The organism is Christiangramia portivictoriae DSM 23547 (assembly GCF_000423045.1).
Taxonomy (GTDB): Bacteria; Bacteroidota; Bacteroidia; order Flavobacteriales; family Flavobacteriaceae; genus Christiangramia; species Christiangramia portivictoriae.
On sequence record NZ_KE383972.1, the window covers coordinates 119082 to 136641 of the forward strand.

A 17560-nucleotide genomic window follows, 5' to 3' on the forward strand; every position below is an offset into this window, starting at 1 on the left:
ATATTTATACTATTAAAAAATAAGTGTAGAGAAGACGTATACATAGATCGCAAAAATTGTTACGTAGATCTTGATCCTATCTGCTAGGGTAGCGGGTAAAACGCTGGTGACCGCTTGTCTTTTGATTGATTTTTTCATCGTGATTTAATTTTTTGATGATTTATAACCTATTAGGTTCTTATGCAAATATATATCTAAAAGAAGGTATTATGCAAAACAAAGTACTAAAAGTTAACATTAATTTAAGGATTTACTTGTCATTGTTATTTCCTATTTTTATGAAAATTTGAATGAAAAAACTGCGCATGAAGCTAAATCCCTCAAAACTGAATTCCTTTTTAATGCTCAAACTTCCAAGTGCCTGGTTGTGTGGTGTTAGGGTGAAACATATAGATGAAACCGAGTGCAGCGTTGGAGTTACCCATCGCTGGATCAATCAAAATCCTTTTAATTCCATGTATTTTGCTGTTCAGGCGATGGCAGCAGAGCTAAGTACCGGTGCATTGGTGATGGGAAAGATCCAGAATTCTGGAAAGAAGATCTCCATGCTGGTTGCACAGAATAAATCGGTTTTTTCCAAGAAGGCAACCGGAAAGATCAGGTTTACCTGTCACGATGGTCAGAAAGTTAAGGAAGCCATTGAGCGAACGATCGCGACCGGGGAAGGGCAGACCATGTGGATGAAAGCCATTGGTATTAATGAGGAAGGCTTAGAAGTTTCGGTATTTGAATTCGAGTGGACTGTTAAACTTAAACAAAGAAAGTAACACTCCTCTCAAAACAACTACTCATCTTATATAATACATCAATCAAAATACAATCACTATGAATGCACATGAAATAGATTACCAGATTTTCGGAGAAGAGATGCAATATGTTGAACTTGAACTTGATCCAAGAGAAGCGGTCATTGCCGAGGCTGGAAACTTCATGATGATGGATGATGGTATTCGAATGGATACCATTTTTGGCGACGGATCGAAGCAGAACGAAGGTTTCCTGGGAAAGGTCCTTGGCGCCGGAAAGAGACTGCTTACCGGTGAAAGTTTGTTCATGACCATTTTTTCCAACGAGATCCAGGGGAAAAAGCGAATTAGTTTTGCCTCACCTTATCCTGGAAAGATCATTCCTATCGACCTCACTCAGTTCAACGGAAAATTTATTTGCCAGAAAGACGCTTTTCTATGTGCTGCGAAAGGGGTATCCATAGGGATAGAATTCAGTAGAAAACTTGGTCGCGGGTTCTTTGGAGGTGAAGGTTTTGTCATGCAGAAGATCGAAGGCGACGGTATGGCGTTTGTCCATTCCGGAGGTACCATGGCCAGAAAAGAACTTGGTCCCGGTGAGAAGCTGAAGGTCGATACTGGCTGTATCATAGGTTTTACGCAAACCATAGATTATGATATAGAATTTGTGGGTGGAATTAAAAATACCATTTTTGGAGGAGAAGGTTTGTTCTTTGCAACTCTTACAGGTCCTGGTACGGTTTACATCCAGTCATTACCTTTTAGCAGGCTGGCCAATCGTGTCCTGCAGGCTGCACCACAAATGGGCGGTAAAGATAAAGGAGAAGGTAGTTTACTGGGAGGAATTGGAGATGTATTAAGCGGAGACAATCGCTTTTAATTTGTTAAAAATTTAACAAATTTATTTCTATTATTCTTATAATAACTATATTGTTATGATGAAAAATCTAAATGCTTATAGTAAATCTCTACCCTTATTTTAAACCTAATCTTTTAACCTAAATCTTTCAAATTATGGCGAGAGCGATGTTTGAATACACCAAAACGATACTTGATAAAGTAAGTTTTGATCCAAACTTGTTCTGTAGAGAAGTGAAGAAAGCGATCGATAGATTGCTTCCACATGAGATCGAAGAGTTACGACTCTGGATTCTCGGGCTAACCAAACAGAACCCAGAATTAAATCAATGTTTAATTTACTTGAACACTTAAATAAAAAGCGGCTAATAGCCGCTTTTTTTAGTTCTTTTGAAAGTCTTTTTTATGGTTTAACGGACTTATAATTTTTACGTTCTGGAAAGTAATGGCACCTTTTACAACACTGGCTATGGTGCTGCGTAAAGCTTCTATGATCTGCATCTTCAATTCACTACGATTATAGATCAGGCTTACTTCACGTGCCGGGACAGGGTCGTTGAACATTTTCAGATTCTTTTTCTCAGAATCTTTGAGTTCCAGGGTGTGCAGGTAGGGAAGAAGGGTCATCCCAAGACCTTCGTTAGCAAGTTTGATCAATGTCTCAAAACTACCGCTTTCCAGTTGTAACTGGTCACCATCATATTCACGGTTCGCCTTGCACAGGTTGATGATCCCATCTTTAAAGCAATGTCCATCTTCCAGCAGTAAGATCTTATTAATATCAAGACTGTCTATATCAATTTTTTCACTGGAATGCATCTCCATTTCCTTTGGGATATAGGGAACAAAGGGTTCATAATACAATACATTTTCCTTTATTCCTTCAATCTGCAGCGGTGTAGCTGCAATGGCCGCATCAAGATGTCCTTCCTTTAACTTTTCAATGATGGCCTCTGTATGCAGTTCTTCAATTTTCAATTTTACCTTCGGAAATTTTTTCATGAAATTCCCAATGAACATAGGTAACAAGGTAGGCATGATCGTAGGGATCACTCCTAAGCGGAATATTCCTCCAATAAAACCTTTCTGCTGGTCTACAATGTCTTTGATGCGGTCACTTTCATTGACGATATTTCGGGCCTGCTGAACGATTTTCTGCCCAACTTCAGTAAGCTGGATTGGTTTTTTGGTACGGTCGAAGATCGTAATATCCAGTTCTTCTTCTAGCTTCTGTATCTGCATACTCAGCGTTGGCTGGGTAACAAAGACCTTTTGAGCAGCTTTGGTAAAATTCTTATGTTCAGCAACAGCCAAAACATAATGCAACTGGGTAATCGTCATAGGAATAGATTTGAACTACAAAGGTATAAGAATTTCCTATACCGGGTAACCTTTAACTTTGTTTTATCTATGCAAAACCCCCCCCCCCTATTGGCGGGTTTTTGATGGATTCTTATATAATTTAGAATCTTAAGCTCATGGCTTTTGTAGAAGCATCCAGCTTAAAATTTGTATCACTCCACATTGGTGGTCCCATCGCTGCGCTGTCGCCGCTACTGGCGTAGCTTTCTTTCGGCATTCCATTGGTTTCGAAATCCATTCTGCCGTTCGCGTTTTCGTCATGCATCACCATAAGGGCATAATTTCCTTCAGGAATATTCTCAAAAGTCACTGTTGCTTTTCCATCTTTAATTTCAGACTTCTTTGCATACGCTGGCTCTCTCATAAAGTTTTCTTCGGTGTAAAGTGCGAACAGTACTTCACCATTGTCATTAGTAACATTCGGTACGCTTACTTCCAGTTCGTGGGTTGCGGCAGTTTGAGCATTGACAAGGCTACCGATAAATAAAGCGAGTAATAATAATAAAGTTTTCATAAGGATTGGTTTTAATTATATTTCAAATGTAGATGATAACCTCCTTACTAATAACTAATTATGTCTGAACTGTAGAATATGGATGCTGAACTGTTTACAGGAGTCCGCGGGCTTTTATTTCCAGGTATTTATTGATTGCGTTTATACTGAGATCTTTTGGGGGAGTGAGTATGGTCTGGATCCCGAACTTTTCCAGTTCCTTAACCATCATAAGCTTATCCTGCTGGAAAGACTCCGCAATGGTCTGGTGCGCCAGGGTTGTAACATCCTTTCTGGTTTCCTGATTTGTAAGCTGGTTGATTTCAGTATTTTCAAAAAATATGACAACCAGCAAATGCTTTTTACTAATGGCCTTTAAAAAAGGTAGCTGTCTTCGCAGCGCACTCATATGTTCAAAATTAGTATATAACATCACTAGACTTCGATGGGTAATACTTTTTTGAATACGCGCGTATAATCTGCTATAATCGCTGTCAAGATATCCAGTATCCACTCGATATAAGGATTCCATGATCTGTTGCAACTGGCTGAGTCTGGAACTGGCTTTTAAGATTTGATGTACTTTATTGCTAAAATTAAGCAGACCAACCTTATCCTTTTTACGCAGCGCAATGTTGGAAAAAGCCAGGGAACTGTTGATGGCATAATCCAGTAACGACAATCCTGAAAAAGGCATTTTCATGACTCTTCCCGTATCAATGATACTGTAAACCGGTTGAGAGCGTTCATCCTGAAATTGATTGACCATAAGAGCATTTTGCTTAGCTGTTGCCTTCCAGTTAATGGTACGCACATCGTCACCACGCACATATTCCTTGATCTGTTCGAATTCCAAGGTGTGTCCAATCCTTCTAATCCGTTTCATCCCCTGTAAATTGATCTTTTGATCCAAAGCGAGAAAATCCAGTTTTTTCATTTGTACAAAAGACGGATAGACTTTTACAGATTGCTCCTTACCGGTGACATACCTTCTTTTAATCAGTCCAAGTCTGCTGAAAACGTAAATGTTCAGGTTGCCAAAGATAAATTCTCCGCGCTCCAGAGGGATCAATTGATAGGCGATTTTTTCTTCGGAACGGGTGTCTATCTTGGTTTTTCTTAAAAAATCTCTTTTCTGAAATTGTACAGGAATTTCATCAATTACTTCAGCTGTTACCGGAAACCGGTAATTATTCCGAAGTTTAAGTAATACTTTATTGGGATCTGAATTGGAAAATTTTTCCGGAAGTATTCGCTGCGCCAGTATCGCTTTATCTGAATATAACGCGATGATGTCCAGAAGAGTTGCTATTGCCAGGCACATGCAAAAAATCCAGGAAACGCTGTACAGCCAGTCCACCCAGAAGGAGACCAGGAACGCCACTGCGATCCCTACAAGACTGTAGAAGAACAGCTCTTTGAAATATAAACTTTTCAGAAATTTAAGCACTATCGGGGGATTTCTACAGATTGAGTGATCATGTCTACCACATCTTCAGCCTTCATACCTTCCATTTCCCTGTCTGGTGATAGAATAAGCCGGTGACCTAAAACAGGTTTCAGGACATTCTTGATATCTTCCGGAATCACAAAATCCCTTCCATTGATCGCCGCATAAGCCTTGGATGCATTCATGATCGCTATGGACGCTCTTGGACTTGCCCCAAGATACAGATGAGAATGATTTCTGGTTTTCATCACCAGCTCCGCGATATAACTCATTAGTTTATCCTCAAGGACGATCTCATGGATCTGGGAACGCAAAACTGCGAGCTCAGCCGGATCGAGTACCGATGATATTTCGGTCTCTGGTGACTTGCCTTTTCTTAAATGATGACCTTTCAGGATCTCGATCTCTTCTTCAAGTTTTGGGTAATCCACTTTGATCCTGAACAGGAACCTGTCCAGTTGAGCTTCCGGCAGGGCATAGGTCCCTTCCTGTTCAATGGGATTCTGCGTGGCCAGTACCATAAATGGTGGCTGCATGGGATACAGGTTTCCGTCGATGGTTACCTGTCTTTCCTCCATGACCTCGAACAAAGCCGACTGGGTTTTGGCCGGAGCCCTGTTGATCTCATCGATCAAAACGACATTCGAAAAGATAGGACCTTTCTTAAATTCAAATTCTGAAGTCTTTACGTTAAAGATTGAGGTTCCCAGAACATCGCTGGGCATAAGATCTGGTGTGAATTGAATTCTGCTGAAGTCGGTTCTCAGGCTTTTCGCGAATAACTTGGCGGTTACGGTCTTTGCGACCCCGGGGACACCTTCGATAAGTACATGCCCATTGGAAAGCAAGCCTACGATAAGTAGTTCTACAAAATTGTCCTGTCCAACGATCACCTTTCCCAGTTGTGATTTTAAACTTTCTACAGATGTCTTCAGGCCTTCCAGTGGGATCCTGTTTTCAAATTTTAATTCATCCGGTTGTTTATGTTGTTCCTGGTTTTCCATCGGTAAATTTGTATTGATTAATATAAGTACTAAGCTCCAGAAACTCCTGTTTTGAGCTGTTCTTATTTTTTTGAAATGCGGTTAACTTATCGAAAAGCTCCTGAGTCCTTGCCAGTGAATTTGAACTTTTCGCAGCCAGATCTTCTTTAAATCCATTATCTATTCTGGAAGTATCCAGGCGATATTCCCGGCGGATAAATTCGAGAAATAACGCAATTTTTTTATCACCAAGTTCCTGAAATCGATTTTGTTCGAGGTATAAACTCGAGATGATTCCTGTATACTCGTAAGATCGGTTCTTAGGCGGTTCTATAACCGGGATGGCGCGTTGCTTTCTTTTGCCTTCAAAGATGATATACAGGACCACACATAATAGGATTGTGTAATATGCCCATTTTAGGGATCGGTTATTCAGTAGAATATAAAGGGAAGAGCTGTAAAAAGATTTGCCCGTTTTATAATAAGCATCCCAGTATACCTTTCCTGCGGGAAGATAAGCCAGAAGATTGGAGGTGTATGTATAATTTTTGTCCTTCAGCATGAAATAATTGCTGAAAACCTGCGGTGCCGTATGGAGAAGAATGCTTCCGTCACCAAACCCTGTTTTTATAAAATTGATTTTTGGTAACATTTTGTTCCTCCTGGTAAACCCAAGTGCGGTATGATTTAACGTATCAATTTCAGTAAAAAATGCCTTTGTAACCTGTTTGTCGAATTCGGCATCTTTCTGCAGCCTGATTTTGGAATTATAAAAGTTAAGTTCTTGAGCTTCAGTAAAGCCTTCCACATCAATTTCAGAACCTGTTTCGATATTTAAGGTATCCTTTAAGTTATTGCTAAAATCGTGTGCAGAAATAAAAACAGTATTGCCTTCAGCAACCCAGTTCAGCAAATGATCCAGTTCATCATCGTCAAAATTAATTTGCCTGTCAAAAAAGAAATAAGTGCCCCCAGACTCTTCAGTATTTAGAAATTCATAAGGCGGGATTTTGAGTAATTCCAGGCTATCTCCCGAAATTCGCTTCCAGGATTCGTAAAAAACCCTGGAGCCAAGCGGTATCTCATCAATATGAGTATAACTGGGATTCCAGTTGATCTCTTCTTTTACTGAAGTTTCCAGCCAGGTAAGCACGAGAACCACGACCACAAATAGTGCGATAGCAAACTTATAGGATCTATGCATTCTTCAAGGGTTTTAGTTCATTTTCGATCTTGCTGAATCCATTCGCCGCTATGCGGTAATCTGCGGAAGAAACATCAAAATTTCCATACCAGATAAATTCATAGAATTTTGTAACCTCTGCAAAAAGCTGCTGTAAATGAGTTTCTGGAATTTCCTGCAAATATTCTTTATTGGTCTTTTGAAATTCATATTGAATAAAACCATTTTCATCCAGTAACTTCAAACTCAGCAGGTATTGATAACGCACAGCAAACCTATAATTCTCTTCCAGTACAGCTTGCTTAATAAGACCTTGAAGATCTTCATTTTTAACCAGCTCTTCTTCCTCGCTAAGAAGGACTTTACTCACTCCAGGTCTTGCAAGGATCTTAGCACCAGGATTTAGCCTGGTAAACAACCATATAATAAAGGCCAGGACGGCCATTATGATCAGGTATGGAAAGATTCTAATGAAAAATGCGAGAAGGCCATTTGCATCATAACTTCCAAAAAGCCATGAGATGAACTGGTTGTATTTAAGGTTTAGCCATTTTTTAAAGCGTACCCACCAGCTGTCTTCTTCGGTATTTTCTTTATAATTGTAAGCATCCTGTTGCCTGTATTCTTCAAGCTGAGTGTCATCGAATTCGATGGGAAAGAGATCTTCAGTAGTTTCCATCTGAATAACTCTCTGAGAAATCGAATCCTCCTGAGCTACCATTTCCTGAGGAGCACTCAGCAAAAGAAAAAAATACAGCAGATATAACTTCAAACTATCGGTTCTTTCCCAGGTTTTGTATCGTTTCGTAGGTACCGGTGAAGTTCTTCTTTTCATTGAGATGAAAGTACACAAAAGCGACTCCAACCACGGTCATACTATAAATGATATATTGGATTGCTGAAGAGATCGCATTAATTATAACATATCCTGTCCCAAACATATCCTGAGGTTCTGCAGCAGAAGATTCAGCAGCCACAGTAAACGCCCGAATAAATATATAAATAAGCGCTGGTAGTTGAAAAATGAGACCTATCACATAGATCACCAGGTAAATGCATAAAAGTGTGGCAAAGGTCATCCACCAGTTATCCTTAACCAGCTGAAAGCTTTCAGAAATACTATCGGTCACTCCATTTCTACGGAAGACCAGGATCGCGGTGACCAGTGACAGTGGCACAAAAACATAGATTCCCGGGATCACAAAGAACATAAATGCGGCAAAAGTGATGATTCCGGTAAGTATGGATAACAAGAGGATTTTTCCGAAGTCCTGTTTCAGTCCGCTTTTAACCTCTTCTTCCTGAATTTTGCCGTTATTATTGATATATGAGAGAATGATATGATTAATAGTGCCGGTCATGGAGGTGAAGTAGGCAAGGTAAGCGATCATCAGTAAGATAAGCGCAATGATCACATTCGAAGCTTCGAGGTTTCCATTAGTAAATAGACTGCTTCCAAGAGTTGCGTAAGTGTAAAAACTTATCGCAGCTACCAGAAGTATGAAAGAAGGTCCCACGAGTTTAAAGAACAAACGTAGTCCGGTTTTATAATTCTCTCGAATAAATTTAAAGGTAACGCTCAGGATCTCACCAAGTTCACGCTGTTGTTTAAAAATAATGTGGTTGTTATGCATTGTGGGTTTTATTAGATAAGTGGATTGGATAAATAACGTAATAGAAAAGGATAAGTATCAAAGAAGTACCAATAATGATGATGGCTAGCCAGTCTGGCATTTGCGTGAGCCTGGTAACAAAGCCTTCCAGAAAACCGGCTATGATAAAAAATGGAATGGTACTAATCACAATTTTGAGTCCGTCCTTGATTCCCATCGTAAAAGCCTTCAGTCTGCTGTAAGTCCCGGGAAATAGAATACTTTTTCCAACAACCAGGCCTGCAGAACCAGCTACGATGATCACTGAAATTTCTATGGTTCCGTGGATCCAAATCGTTCTGGCAGATTCCCATAACATCCCCTGTTCGTAAAAAAAATATTGAAAACTACCCAGCATCACGCCATTTTGCATCATGACGAAAACAGTTCCTATTCCTGCGAGAACTCCCAGCGAAAAGGCTGTAAGCGCCACACGAATATTATTAATAGTGATTCCCAAAAACATATTTGTCTCTGATGCTTGTTTATAAACAGCCAAGGGATCCTTATTTGCAATATTCTCCAGGGTCATGTTAACATAGGCATCACCCAGAATGGATCTTACGAAGGAACCATCTGTAGCCGCACTATAAGCGCCAATAAGGCTGAAAACTATAAATATTAAAAAACTCCATAGCAATTGCTTCTGGTGTTTGTAAAATTCCTGCGGAAATTCCTTTGTGAAAAATGTGATAAATCTGCTCTTCGATTCTTTTTTGGCTTTGTAGATCTTCTGGTGGGCAGCAGTAGCCAATCCATTTAAATACTGTACAGTATTGGAACCCGGGTAGAAGGTGGAAGCGTAACTCAGGTCATCGCTAAGCTCTACGTAAAGATTGGAAAGCTGATCTGGATCCAGAGCTTTATATTTCTGAAGCAGACTTTCATACTTGACCCATTTATCTTTATTTTGCCTTACAAAAGCTGCCTCGCGCATTCTTAGATTTAATTGAACCAAAGTAACATATTTAATGGATAATTTTCAAATCGAAACTGCCCAAAATATCAATTTACAACACAATATTGCGGGAGTGGGAGAGAGGATCCTCGCTTTTTTTATCGATCTCGCAATTATCGTTATCTATATGATCCTGGCCGGCCTTATCATTGCGGGAGCCACGAATGGCGCAGGAGATCAATGGATGTATTATACGGTTCTTGGACTGCCTACACTTTTGTATTATTTGCTTTGGGAAACATTCTGGAACGGTCAAACACCGGGCAAGGCAATTCTTGACATCAGGGTGGTGCGTAAGGATGGCAGTCGTCCAACTTTTTCTAATTACCTGACCCGCTGGTTACTTAGATTGATCGATATTACGGCAAGTAGTGGTGGGGTTGCCGTGGTGACCATTTTGTTTACCGGTAAAGGACAACGTTTGGGAGACCTCGCAGCGGGTACAACGGTTATTACTGAAAAAAAGAAATTTAGGATAGAACATACATTAGGCACCAGTTTTCCTGAAAATTATGCGCCAAAATATCCGCAGGTCACTGTTCTTTCAGATAAAGACGTACAGGAGATAAAGAATTTGTACCAGAACGCTAAAGCGGAAGGGCATCACCATATCATCCTGAATCTTAGCAATAAGGTAGCTGAATTGCTGGAAGTGAAATTTGAAGAAAAACCCATGGAATTCCTGGATAGAGTGGTGACCGATTATAATTATTACACCAGCCAGTAATTAGTTTAAAACTTCTATATCCATTTCAACATTATCTACAGGCCATTCAGAATCTCCGGTGGTAACCTGTGAAATCTTTTCGGCTACATCCATACCACTTATTACGCGTCCAAAAACGGTATGATCGTTATTAAGATGAGGAGTTCCATCTTTAGCCATGACAATAAAGAATTCAAAAGGAGATGAAGCTTTGCTTACATTTTGCTCTGCATATTTCGCTGCTGAGAATGCTCCGTAGCTGTGCTGGTGCCCGGCTTCATACTCGCTGGGAATTAAATAATTTCCAACATCCCCACGATTATCTGCTGTGATCTGGTTGTCTGCATTGCCACCCTGTATCACGAATCCCGGGGCCACCCTATGAAAAAAAGTATTATTGAAATAGTCGTTCTTCGCAAGCATGATAAAATTAGCCCGGTGTAAAGGCGTATCCCGATACAGTTCAACATCAATATTGCCGAATTCTGTCTTGATTCTAACCCGGGTTTCAGGATGCTCCTTGCCGTACTTTCTCAAGGTAGGCATCAATTCTTCCTGTGCAATGGGGTACATATCATTCTTTTCAAATTCAGTTTTGACATTTGCCCGCTTGATTTCTGCTTTTCGAACCTTTAGGATGCTATCCCTGGCCTGTTGTATAGAATCCTTTTTTCTTTGTTGCTGAAGCTCTTCCGGAGTAGGTTGAGCCGACTTTTCTGAGGAACTTTGCTTATCTTCACAACTTGCGAAAAAGAGAACTGAAAAAATTGTTAGTAAAAGAGACTTTCTAAACATGGAATTCAACGAATTTAAAAACAGGATTTCAAAGTTAAAAAAAATGCCGTTGCCGGGAGAGCAGGCGCATCGAAAACTGGCTCCCATGATGCGAATTAAGGAACTGGAGGAGCTGGATATGGAAAAATTAAAGCCCCAGGAAGCCGGAGTCATGGCTTTATTCTATCCAGATAAACAGCAGGAAACCCGTATGGTTTTGATTCTTAGAAAAACTTACAAAGGAGTTCATTCTAACCAGGTAGGATTTCCTGGAGGCCGGGTAGAGCCAGAAGACAGGAATATGGAACACACTGCTTTAAGAGAAACTGAAGAGGAAGTTGGCGTGCCACAGGATTCAGTCGAAGTGATCGCAAAACTTTCCAGACTGTATATTCCGCCTTCCAACTTCTGGGTACATCCGTTCATCGGGATCCTGGACCATACTCCAGAACTCATTCCGCAGGAATCTGAAGTAGAAGAGATCATGGAAGTGCTTCTCAGTGATTTTTTGGATGACGATAACCTGGTGAATGAAACGCTGAGTACCTCTTACGCTACTGAAATAGAGGTGCCAGCGTATAAGTTGAATGATAGGATCGTATGGGGAGCTACAGGAATGATGCTGGCTGAAGTTCGGGAAATGCTGCTCATGATTTAATTTGACAGATATTACTATATTTGCCCGGTTTTGTTAAGGAAATCTAAAAATTGCAATAGGAAAAAATCAGAAACATGGGATTGTTGAAGAAAAATCCGTTTGGACATTATAATTTTTTGAAGAAGTGGCTTATTCGCATATTTGGTGTTCTAACACACAGGCGTTATCGAGGCTACAACGAATTACAGATAGAAGGCTCTGAAATTATCAAGAATCTGCCTGATACCAACGTACTTTTTGTTTCCAATCATCAAACTTATTTCGCAGATGTAACGGCCATGTTTCATGTATTCAACGCCAGTCTAAGCGGTCGTGTGGATAGTATAAAAAACGTGGGTTATATCTGGCAGCCAAAACTGAATATTTACTATGTAGCTGCCAAGGAAACCATGAAAGCCGGACTCTTAACCAGGATCATGGCTTATGCCGGGGCCATTACCGTGGAACGAACCTGGAGGGCGAAAGGCCAGGAGGTAAAGAGAGATGTGAACCCCAACGATACTCAAAATATTGGTACAGCCTTAAATGATGGCTGGGTGATCACCTTTCCGCAGGGAACCACGAAACCCTTCAAACCTATTCGTAAGGGAACAGCGCACATCATTAAAAATCATAAGCCTATTGTAATACCAATTGTCATCGATGGCTTCCGAAGATCGTTCGACAAAAAAGGACTTCGAATAAAAAAACGAGGTATCCTTCAAAGTTTCCAGATCAAGGAACCTCTTGAGTTTGATTATGAGAATGAAAGTATTGAAGACATTGTAAAGAAACTGGAATTTGCGATTGAACAGCATCCATCATTCCTGAAAGTGATTCCTTCCGAAGAAATTCAGGCGATGGAAGATTTGAACGAACAAAGAAGATTTGGATATTAATAGAAAAGCCGGAAGTGATTCCGGCTTTTACATTTACATTTCCAGCTTTTTCAATTCCTTATAATTTCGGTGTAATCTTCTGAGCAATATTCCGTAGACCAGGGTGTAGATTAACCAGATGACTCCAAGGATGACTGCAAGCGCCAGTAGCGTTCCTCCAATAAATAATAGCCATTGTTTCCAGTCAAAACTCATGTTTGAAGCTACCGGCTCGGCGGTTAGAACATGGTTTCTTAGGATAAAGATCATGGAAAAAACGAATACAAAGGCACTGGAAATCAATATGAAACCAATATAATATTTCACCGTTTTCCTGACTTTTAAAATGGTCTTCATGAGTACTGAGGCACTGTCTGTTGCATTGATCGCCTTATAATTCGTATAGAATTTATAAATGAAATAGAATGTGATGATATAAGACACCACATAGGTACAAATGAGAAAAATGGTTAAATTATATTCTTCCATTTTTGCCCAGTATTCGTCATCTGCAATAAAAATGTTCAGGACAGCACCAAGTGCAAACTCGATGATACTTATAAAGAATATCCATTTCACGATCGAAGAAGAACGCTTCCAGATAAGTTTATATATTTCGTCGTAGGACAGCTGGGGAATAGATTTCTCCTGCTTCTTCCAATCCTTTTTCAATAGATCCAAATTATCCATAGGCTATCAAGGATTTATAATGTTTTGTAATTTCGTTTTTACTCTATTCATTTTTACACGTGCATTAACTTCAGTGATCCCCAGAGTTTCAGAGATCTCGGCATAGTTTTTATCTTCGAGATAAAGAAAGACCAGCGCCTTGTCTATATCGTTCAATTGTTTGATCGCGTCGTACATTAGCTTCAAATGCTGTTCCGCAGTATCATCATAAGCTTCCGATTTTATTTTAAAGTGTACGCTGTCATAATCCTGGGTTCGTATACTTTTCTTCTTTTTTCGATACAGCGTGATGGCAGTGTTCAGGGCGACCCGGTACATCCAGGTACTAAACTTTGAATCTCCTCGAAATTTGGGGTAAGCTTTCCATAATTGTATGGTAATCTCCTGAAACAGATCATTGTGTGATTCCTGATCATTGGTATAGATACGGCAGATTTTGTGTGCAATGTTCTGGTTCTTCTCCAGGTTGGTTACAAACTGATGTTCTAATTCTTTGTTCACGAATACTTGGTTAGCTCTAATAGGTAGACAAAACGCCGCTTACGTTACAAAATTCTTTAATTTATAGTTAATCCATCCACTGTTCCTTTTAAGAATCTTAAATTTGAATAAAACCAACCGAAAATGATAATTCCAAAGTCTGATTTACCTAGAGTTGTAGTAGTTGGCGGAGGATTTGCCGGGCTGGCACTGGCGAGGAATCTGTTAAAGCAGGATGTACAAATGGTTCTGCTGGATCGCCATAATTACCACACCTTTCAGCCATTGCTTTACCAGGTTTCCACCTCGGGACTGGAACCAGATTCGATCGCTTATCCCTTAAGAAAAATTACACGTTCGAGCGATCGCTGTTTTTTCAGACTGACCGAAGTGAAATCAATTTCTGCGGAAAAAAATACCGTTCATACCAGTATTGGTGATATTATCTACGATTACCTGGTTATCGCAACCGGTTCAAAAACAAATTTCTTCGGAAACGATAGCATCGAAGAGCATGGAATGTGGATGAAAACCGTTCCACAGGCTCTGAACATTCGTAGTCTGATCCTGGAAAACCTGGAACAGGCTACCATCACAGATGATCCTGAAAAACGGAAGGCACTACTAAATTTTGTGTTAGCGGGTGCAGGACCCACTGGAGTGGAGCTTAGCGGGGCAATCGCTGAACTAAGAAATCATATAGTTCCCAAGGATTACCCAGATCTGGATCCAAACGAAATGAACATTCATCTTCTGGAAGGGATGGACAGGGTGTTACCTCCCATGAGTGAACATGCTTCCAAAAAAGCACAGGAAATGCTGGAAGACCTGGGAGTGAAAGTACACCTTAATACGATGGTGGAGAATTATGATGGCCACCTGGTCACCACCAATACAGAACTTGCTCTTAAAACAGAAACTTTTATCTGGTCTGCCGGGGTGACCGGTGCACCTGTAGAAGGTTTGAACGCTTCGGCGATGGTAGAGAAAGCGAACCGCTACGAGGTCAATGCTTTTAACCAGGTGAATGGTTATGAAAATATCTTTGCGATAGGAGATATCGCCCTAATGGCCACAGAAGACTTCCCCAAAGGTCATCCAATGGTAGCGCAGCCTGCTATACAGCAAGGGAAACATCTAGCCAAGAATATTAAGAGATTAATTAAGGGAGAGCCATTGGAAGCATTTGATTATTTTGATAAGGGAACCATGGCGACCGTAGGTAGAAACAGGGCAGTGGTAGACCTTCATAAATGGAAGTTTTCAGGTTTCTTTGCCTGGTTTGTATGGATGTTCGTACATCTCTGGTTTCTGGTAGGCTTCCGTAACCGAGCAGTTACATTTTTTAACTGGCTGTATAACTATGTGAATTTTGATAAGGCTGCGAGGTTGATCATTAGACCTTTCAAAGGTCATGAAGAACGCATGTCTATGGATAAGGACAAAGCATGATAAAAGCCCGTTTTAAGACGGGCCTTTTTTATATACTTTTTCAGATAATTATGATAATTCGAAGCTTAAAGGGTTTTTTAGATTCGTTAGCAAACTTCTTTTGAAATCATAAGGCCACCAGCTATTCGATGTTAGATTGAAAAATTTGCAGTTATTAAATTTCAGGTCCCAGGCACTTGAAGGCCTTCCTTTAAGGTTATATCACTTTTTCTTTTCAGTTAAATGATAATAATGTCGGCACTTAGAGATTATATTCTCTTTTTGTCTATCCCATTTCCATCAGTAGACTGTAATGGTGTAGGATATTCAAATTTTTAGCTGAAGTATTTGAATTTTTTATTTTTCTGTTTTTTCTTCGATTTGCAGCTATTTTAATCACTTTGCCTAATTTCCTGATTTATCCATTTCAGCCAAATGATTACTCAGGCGCTTTCCAGGATTTGTCCTCTACAAGTCCGATTTATGTTAAAGATTTTTTAATTTCCCATACAGTATTTGTTTTGATCCATACAGTTCAGCCATTCAAAGTAACAGTTCGGTAATAAAACTTTTAGTATTAGCATTTAAGCATACATCTTTGACATAGAATTTTAGCAATGAAGAACCTTTTAAAAATAGTAAAGATTAGTGTCATCGTAAGTTTCGTGATCGCGTTACTGGATGCCACTTTTAATGGATTTAGTTTTAAGGCACTTGCCGATTGGGAGAACCTGGCCATGTATTTTTTCTATTCTTTCGTACTCACAACCATCAATGTACTTTACTTCCATTATTTCAATAAGAAGGTAGGTTGGAAAAATGCCGGACTCAAAAGGGCCTTTATCGCTTCCTCTGGTTCTATCATTTTAACCTTACTGGGATATTTTTTATGCAGGCTCGTGGACAGATCGGTTTTTGCAGAACAGCCTGTTGCTGAATTTCTGGCGAATGAACGTCTGAGCTTTTATTTTTTTCCGCTTCTGTTTACCACGATCGTAACCCTGATCTTTCATCTTATCTACTTTTATAAAGCTCTTCAGGAGAAAAAAGTCAAGGAGCAAAAGATCATTGCAGGAACGGCCTCCGCCAAATTCGACGCGTTAAAGAATCAGTTAGATCCTCACTTTTTATTTAACAGTCTAAATGTTCTCGCGTCATTAATTGACGAAGATCCTTACCAGGCACAACGTTTTACGACCTCACTTTCTAAAGTTTATCGCTATGTACTGGAACAGAAAGATAAAGATCTCGTACCACTTTCAGAAGAGCTGAAATTTGCGAAAACGTATATGAAGTTACTCGAAATGCGATTTGAAGACAGTATATTTTTCGAGCTACCAGAACAATTATCTTCAGAAGAAGCAAAAGTGGTACCGCTGTCTTTACAATTACTTCTCGAAAATACAATCAAACACAATGTGGTGAGTGAAAGCAGACCATTGCATATTAAAATTATTGAGGAAAACGGCTATCTCGTGGTTGAAAACAATTTTCAGAAAAAGGAAGTTCTTGGGAATCGCAAGGGTGTGGGGCTTCAGAATATTGTAAACCGTTACGATGTGGTAACTGAGCGTAAAGTTTTAATCGAACAAAATGAAGATCACTTTAGAGTGAAACTTCCAATACTAACTAAACAAATATCAATTATGGAGACAACGATCATCAACGAAGAGAATGCTTATTTTAAGGCGAAACAAAGGGTAAAGGAAATCAAGGAATTTTACGGCAACTTAATATCATATTGTGTAGTTATCCCATTCCTTATTTTTATAAATTACTTCACTTTCTGGGGATTTCAATGGTTCTGGTTTCCTTTATTTGGTTGGGGTATTGGTGTGGTTATTCACGGTTTCTCGGTATTTGGATATGGATCTGAATGGGAAGAACGTAAGATCAAAGAGCTTATGGAAAAGGATCAACAACAAAACAAAAGCTGGAACTAATGGAAATCGATTATAAAAAAGATATGCGCTACAGGCAGGCGCAAAAAAGAATCAAGGATATCAAAGGTTTTTATGTACACCTTATGATCTACCTTTTCGTTAACATCGCCATCTATGTGGTAAGTACCCGGCAAACAGGATTTATGGAAGGCCTGGGCATGTGGCAGAACTATTCCACGCTATTTTTCTGGGGTATAGGTTTGTTCGCTCACTGGGCAAGCGTTTTTGGACCCAATTTTATCTTTGGGAAATCCTGGGAAGAGCGTAAGATCAAGGAGATCATGGATAAGGACAAGAAGCAACTCTGGAAATAAATCTGTACTGTGACGAAAGTAG

Annotated in this window: 21 protein-coding genes; 9 read left to right on the forward strand and 12 right to left on the reverse strand. The window is 39.8% G+C overall.

Features of this window, described 5'->3' with window-relative positions:
* Positions 1-12: 12 nt before the first annotated feature.
* Complete coding sequence (locus G529_RS16785; RefSeq protein WP_262489260.1) at positions 13-138, reverse strand: hypothetical protein; 126 nt, start codon at positions 136-138, stop codon at positions 13-15.
* Between the two features lie 167 nt (positions 139-305).
* Between G529_RS16785 and G529_RS0113130 the strand changes: the two genes are divergently transcribed.
* The 3 genes from G529_RS0113130 to G529_RS0113140 all read left to right on the forward strand — a co-directional run bounded on the left by G529_RS0113130 (position 306) and on the right by G529_RS0113140 (position 1958).
* Positions 306-767 carry a DUF4442 domain-containing protein gene (locus tag G529_RS0113130; protein ID WP_026915960.1) on the forward strand — a complete coding sequence of 154 codons (462 nt, stop codon included), beginning with the start codon at positions 306-308 and terminating at the stop codon, positions 765-767.
* 58 nt (positions 768-825) lie between these two features.
* Positions 826-1626 (forward strand): TIGR00266 family protein, encoded by an 801-nt coding sequence (locus tag G529_RS0113135; protein ID WP_026915961.1) that lies wholly within the window; start codon positions 826-828, stop codon positions 1624-1626.
* Between the two features lie 134 nt (positions 1627-1760).
* A complete protein-coding gene (locus tag G529_RS0113140) occupies positions 1761-1958 on the forward strand; it encodes a hypothetical protein (protein ID WP_026915962.1) in 198 nt (65 codons plus the stop codon).
* Between the two features lie 27 nt (positions 1959-1985).
* Here the strand turns inward: G529_RS0113140 and G529_RS0113145 are convergent, their stop codons facing one another.
* The 8 genes from G529_RS0113145 to G529_RS0113180 form a co-directional block, all read right to left on the reverse strand.
* Positions 1986-2945, reverse strand: a complete 960-nt coding sequence (locus G529_RS0113145) for a LysR substrate-binding domain-containing protein (RefSeq protein WP_026915963.1) — start codon at positions 2943-2945, stop codon at positions 1986-1988.
* Positions 2946-3066: 121 nt separating this feature from the next.
* Entirely contained in the window at positions 3067-3480 is a 414-nt protein-coding gene (locus G529_RS0113150; protein ID WP_026915964.1) for a DUF2141 domain-containing protein, read from the reverse strand.
* Positions 3481-3574: 94 nt separating this feature from the next.
* Complete coding sequence (locus G529_RS0113155; RefSeq protein WP_026915965.1) at positions 3575-4909, reverse strand: DUF58 domain-containing protein; 1335 nt, start codon at positions 4907-4909, stop codon at positions 3575-3577.
* On the reverse strand, positions 4909-5913 hold the full coding sequence (locus tag G529_RS0113160) for an AAA family ATPase (RefSeq protein ID WP_026915966.1): 1005 nt from the start codon (positions 5911-5913) through the stop codon (positions 4909-4911). The genes G529_RS0113155 and G529_RS0113160 overlap by 1 nt, the downstream gene beginning before the upstream one ends.
* Positions 5891-7096: a DUF4350 domain-containing protein gene (locus G529_RS0113165; RefSeq protein ID WP_026915967.1), complete on the reverse strand. Its 1206-nt coding sequence runs from the start codon at positions 7094-7096 to the stop codon at positions 5891-5893. Before G529_RS0113165 ends, G529_RS0113160 begins: the two co-directional genes overlap by 23 nt.
* Positions 7089-7910, reverse strand: a complete 822-nt coding sequence (locus G529_RS15955; RefSeq protein ID WP_051201458.1) for a DUF4129 domain-containing protein — start codon at positions 7908-7910, stop codon at positions 7089-7091. The genes G529_RS0113165 and G529_RS15955 overlap by 8 nt, the downstream gene beginning before the upstream one ends.
* On the reverse strand, positions 7849-8709 hold the full coding sequence (locus tag G529_RS0113175; RefSeq protein ID WP_026915968.1) for a DUF7847 domain-containing protein: 861 nt from the start codon (positions 8707-8709) through the stop codon (positions 7849-7851). Before G529_RS0113175 ends, G529_RS15955 begins: the two co-directional genes overlap by 62 nt.
* Positions 8702-9664, reverse strand: coding sequence for a stage II sporulation protein M (locus G529_RS0113180; protein ID WP_026915969.1), 963 nt, complete (start codon positions 9662-9664; stop codon positions 8702-8704). The genes G529_RS0113175 and G529_RS0113180 overlap by 8 nt, the downstream gene beginning before the upstream one ends.
* Before the next feature lie 34 nt (positions 9665-9698).
* Between G529_RS0113180 and G529_RS0113185 the strand changes: the two genes are divergently transcribed.
* Complete coding sequence (locus G529_RS0113185; protein WP_026915970.1) at positions 9699-10412, forward strand: RDD family protein; 714 nt, start codon at positions 9699-9701, stop codon at positions 10410-10412.
* Here G529_RS0113185 and G529_RS0113190 read toward each other — a convergent pair whose 3' ends face one another.
* Entirely contained in the window at positions 10413-11186 is a 774-nt protein-coding gene (locus tag G529_RS0113190; RefSeq protein WP_026915971.1) for a peptidylprolyl isomerase, read from the reverse strand.
* On the opposite strand from G529_RS0113190, the gene G529_RS0113195 reads away from it, so the two are divergent.
* Positions 11185-11823: an NUDIX hydrolase gene (locus G529_RS0113195; RefSeq protein WP_026915972.1), complete on the forward strand. Its 639-nt coding sequence runs from the start codon at positions 11185-11187 to the stop codon at positions 11821-11823. The two genes, G529_RS0113190 and G529_RS0113195, sit on opposite strands and share 2 nt — an antisense overlap.
* A gap of 74 nt (positions 11824-11897) precedes the next feature.
* Positions 11898-12701 carry a lysophospholipid acyltransferase family protein gene (locus G529_RS0113200; RefSeq protein WP_026915973.1) on the forward strand — a complete coding sequence of 268 codons (804 nt, stop codon included), beginning with the start codon at positions 11898-11900 and terminating at the stop codon, positions 12699-12701.
* Positions 12702-12734: 33 nt separating this feature from the next.
* On the opposite strand, the gene G529_RS0113205 is transcribed toward G529_RS0113200, so the two are convergent.
* Positions 12735-13370, reverse strand: coding sequence for a membrane protein (locus G529_RS0113205; protein WP_026915974.1), 636 nt, complete (start codon positions 13368-13370; stop codon positions 12735-12737).
* Positions 13371-13376: 6 nt separating this feature from the next.
* Positions 13377-13871 (reverse strand): RNA polymerase sigma factor, encoded by a 495-nt coding sequence (locus G529_RS0113210; RefSeq protein ID WP_026915975.1) that lies wholly within the window; start codon positions 13869-13871, stop codon positions 13377-13379.
* A 123-nt stretch (positions 13872-13994) separates the two neighbouring features.
* Between G529_RS0113210 and G529_RS0113215 the strand changes: the two genes are divergently transcribed.
* The 3 genes from G529_RS0113215 (at position 13995) to G529_RS0113225 (ending at position 17538) form a co-directional block, all read left to right on the forward strand.
* Positions 13995-15302, forward strand: a complete 1308-nt coding sequence (locus G529_RS0113215; RefSeq protein ID WP_026915976.1) for an NAD(P)/FAD-dependent oxidoreductase — start codon at positions 13995-13997, stop codon at positions 15300-15302.
* A 596-nt stretch (positions 15303-15898) separates the two neighbouring features.
* Positions 15899-17224, forward strand: a complete 1326-nt coding sequence (locus G529_RS0113220) for a 2TM domain-containing protein (RefSeq protein WP_026915977.1) — start codon at positions 15899-15901, stop codon at positions 17222-17224.
* The gene (locus G529_RS0113225; RefSeq protein WP_035696129.1) at positions 17224-17538 is read left to right on the forward strand and encodes a 2TM domain-containing protein; all 315 of its coding nucleotides are present in this window, start codon (positions 17224-17226) and stop codon (positions 17536-17538) included. The genes G529_RS0113220 and G529_RS0113225 overlap by 1 nt, the downstream gene beginning before the upstream one ends.
* Positions 17539-17560 lie beyond the last annotated feature (22 nt).

Excerpts from the sequence above, each read along its gene's own strand:
- G529_RS16785 (WP_262489260.1), bottom strand. The coding sequence starts at position 138 with ATGAAAAAATCAATCAAAAGACAAGCGGTCACCAGCGTTTTACCCGCT.
- G529_RS0113180 (WP_026915969.1), bottom strand. The coding sequence starts at position 9,664 with ATGCGCGAGGCAGCTTTTGTAAGGCAAAATAAAGATAAATGGGTCAAG.
- G529_RS0113160 (WP_026915966.1), bottom strand. The coding sequence starts at position 5,913 with ATGGAAAACCAGGAACAACATAAACAACCGGATGAATTAAAATTTGAA.
- G529_RS0113205 (WP_026915974.1), bottom strand. The coding sequence starts at position 13,370 with ATGGATAATTTGGATCTATTGAAAAAGGATTGGAAGAAGCAGGAGAAA.
- G529_RS0113190 (WP_026915971.1), bottom strand. The coding sequence starts at position 11,186 with ATGTTTAGAAAGTCTCTTTTACTAACAATTTTTTCAGTTCTCTTTTTC.
- G529_RS0113150 (WP_026915964.1), bottom strand. The coding sequence starts at position 3,480 with ATGAAAACTTTATTATTATTACTCGCTTTATTTATCGGTAGCCTTGTC.
- G529_RS0113135 (WP_026915961.1), top strand. The coding sequence starts at position 826 with ATGAATGCACATGAAATAGATTACCAGATTTTCGGAGAAGAGATGCAA.
- G529_RS0113215 (WP_026915976.1), top strand. The coding sequence starts at position 13,995 with ATGATAATTCCAAAGTCTGATTTACCTAGAGTTGTAGTAGTTGGCGGA.
- G529_RS0113185 (WP_026915970.1), top strand. The coding sequence starts at position 9,699 with ATGGATAATTTTCAAATCGAAACTGCCCAAAATATCAATTTACAACAC.
- G529_RS0113130 (WP_026915960.1), top strand. The coding sequence starts at position 306 with ATGAAGCTAAATCCCTCAAAACTGAATTCCTTTTTAATGCTCAAACTT.
- G529_RS0113195 (WP_026915972.1), top strand. The coding sequence starts at position 11,185 with ATGGAATTCAACGAATTTAAAAACAGGATTTCAAAGTTAAAAAAAATG.
- G529_RS0113165 (WP_026915967.1), bottom strand. The coding sequence starts at position 7,096 with ATGCATAGATCCTATAAGTTTGCTATCGCACTATTTGTGGTCGTGGTT.
- G529_RS0113225 (WP_035696129.1), top strand. The coding sequence starts at position 17,224 with ATGGAAATCGATTATAAAAAAGATATGCGCTACAGGCAGGCGCAAAAA.
- G529_RS0113175 (WP_026915968.1), bottom strand. The coding sequence starts at position 8,709 with ATGCATAACAACCACATTATTTTTAAACAACAGCGTGAACTTGGTGAG.
- G529_RS0113145 (WP_026915963.1), bottom strand. The coding sequence starts at position 2,945 with ATGACGATTACCCAGTTGCATTATGTTTTGGCTGTTGCTGAACATAAG.
- G529_RS0113200 (WP_026915973.1), top strand. The coding sequence starts at position 11,898 with ATGGGATTGTTGAAGAAAAATCCGTTTGGACATTATAATTTTTTGAAG.
- G529_RS0113140 (WP_026915962.1), top strand. The coding sequence starts at position 1,761 with ATGGCGAGAGCGATGTTTGAATACACCAAAACGATACTTGATAAAGTA.
- G529_RS0113220 (WP_026915977.1), top strand. The coding sequence starts at position 15,899 with ATGAAGAACCTTTTAAAAATAGTAAAGATTAGTGTCATCGTAAGTTTC.
- G529_RS15955 (WP_051201458.1), bottom strand. The coding sequence starts at position 7,910 with ATGAAAAGAAGAACTTCACCGGTACCTACGAAACGATACAAAACCTGG.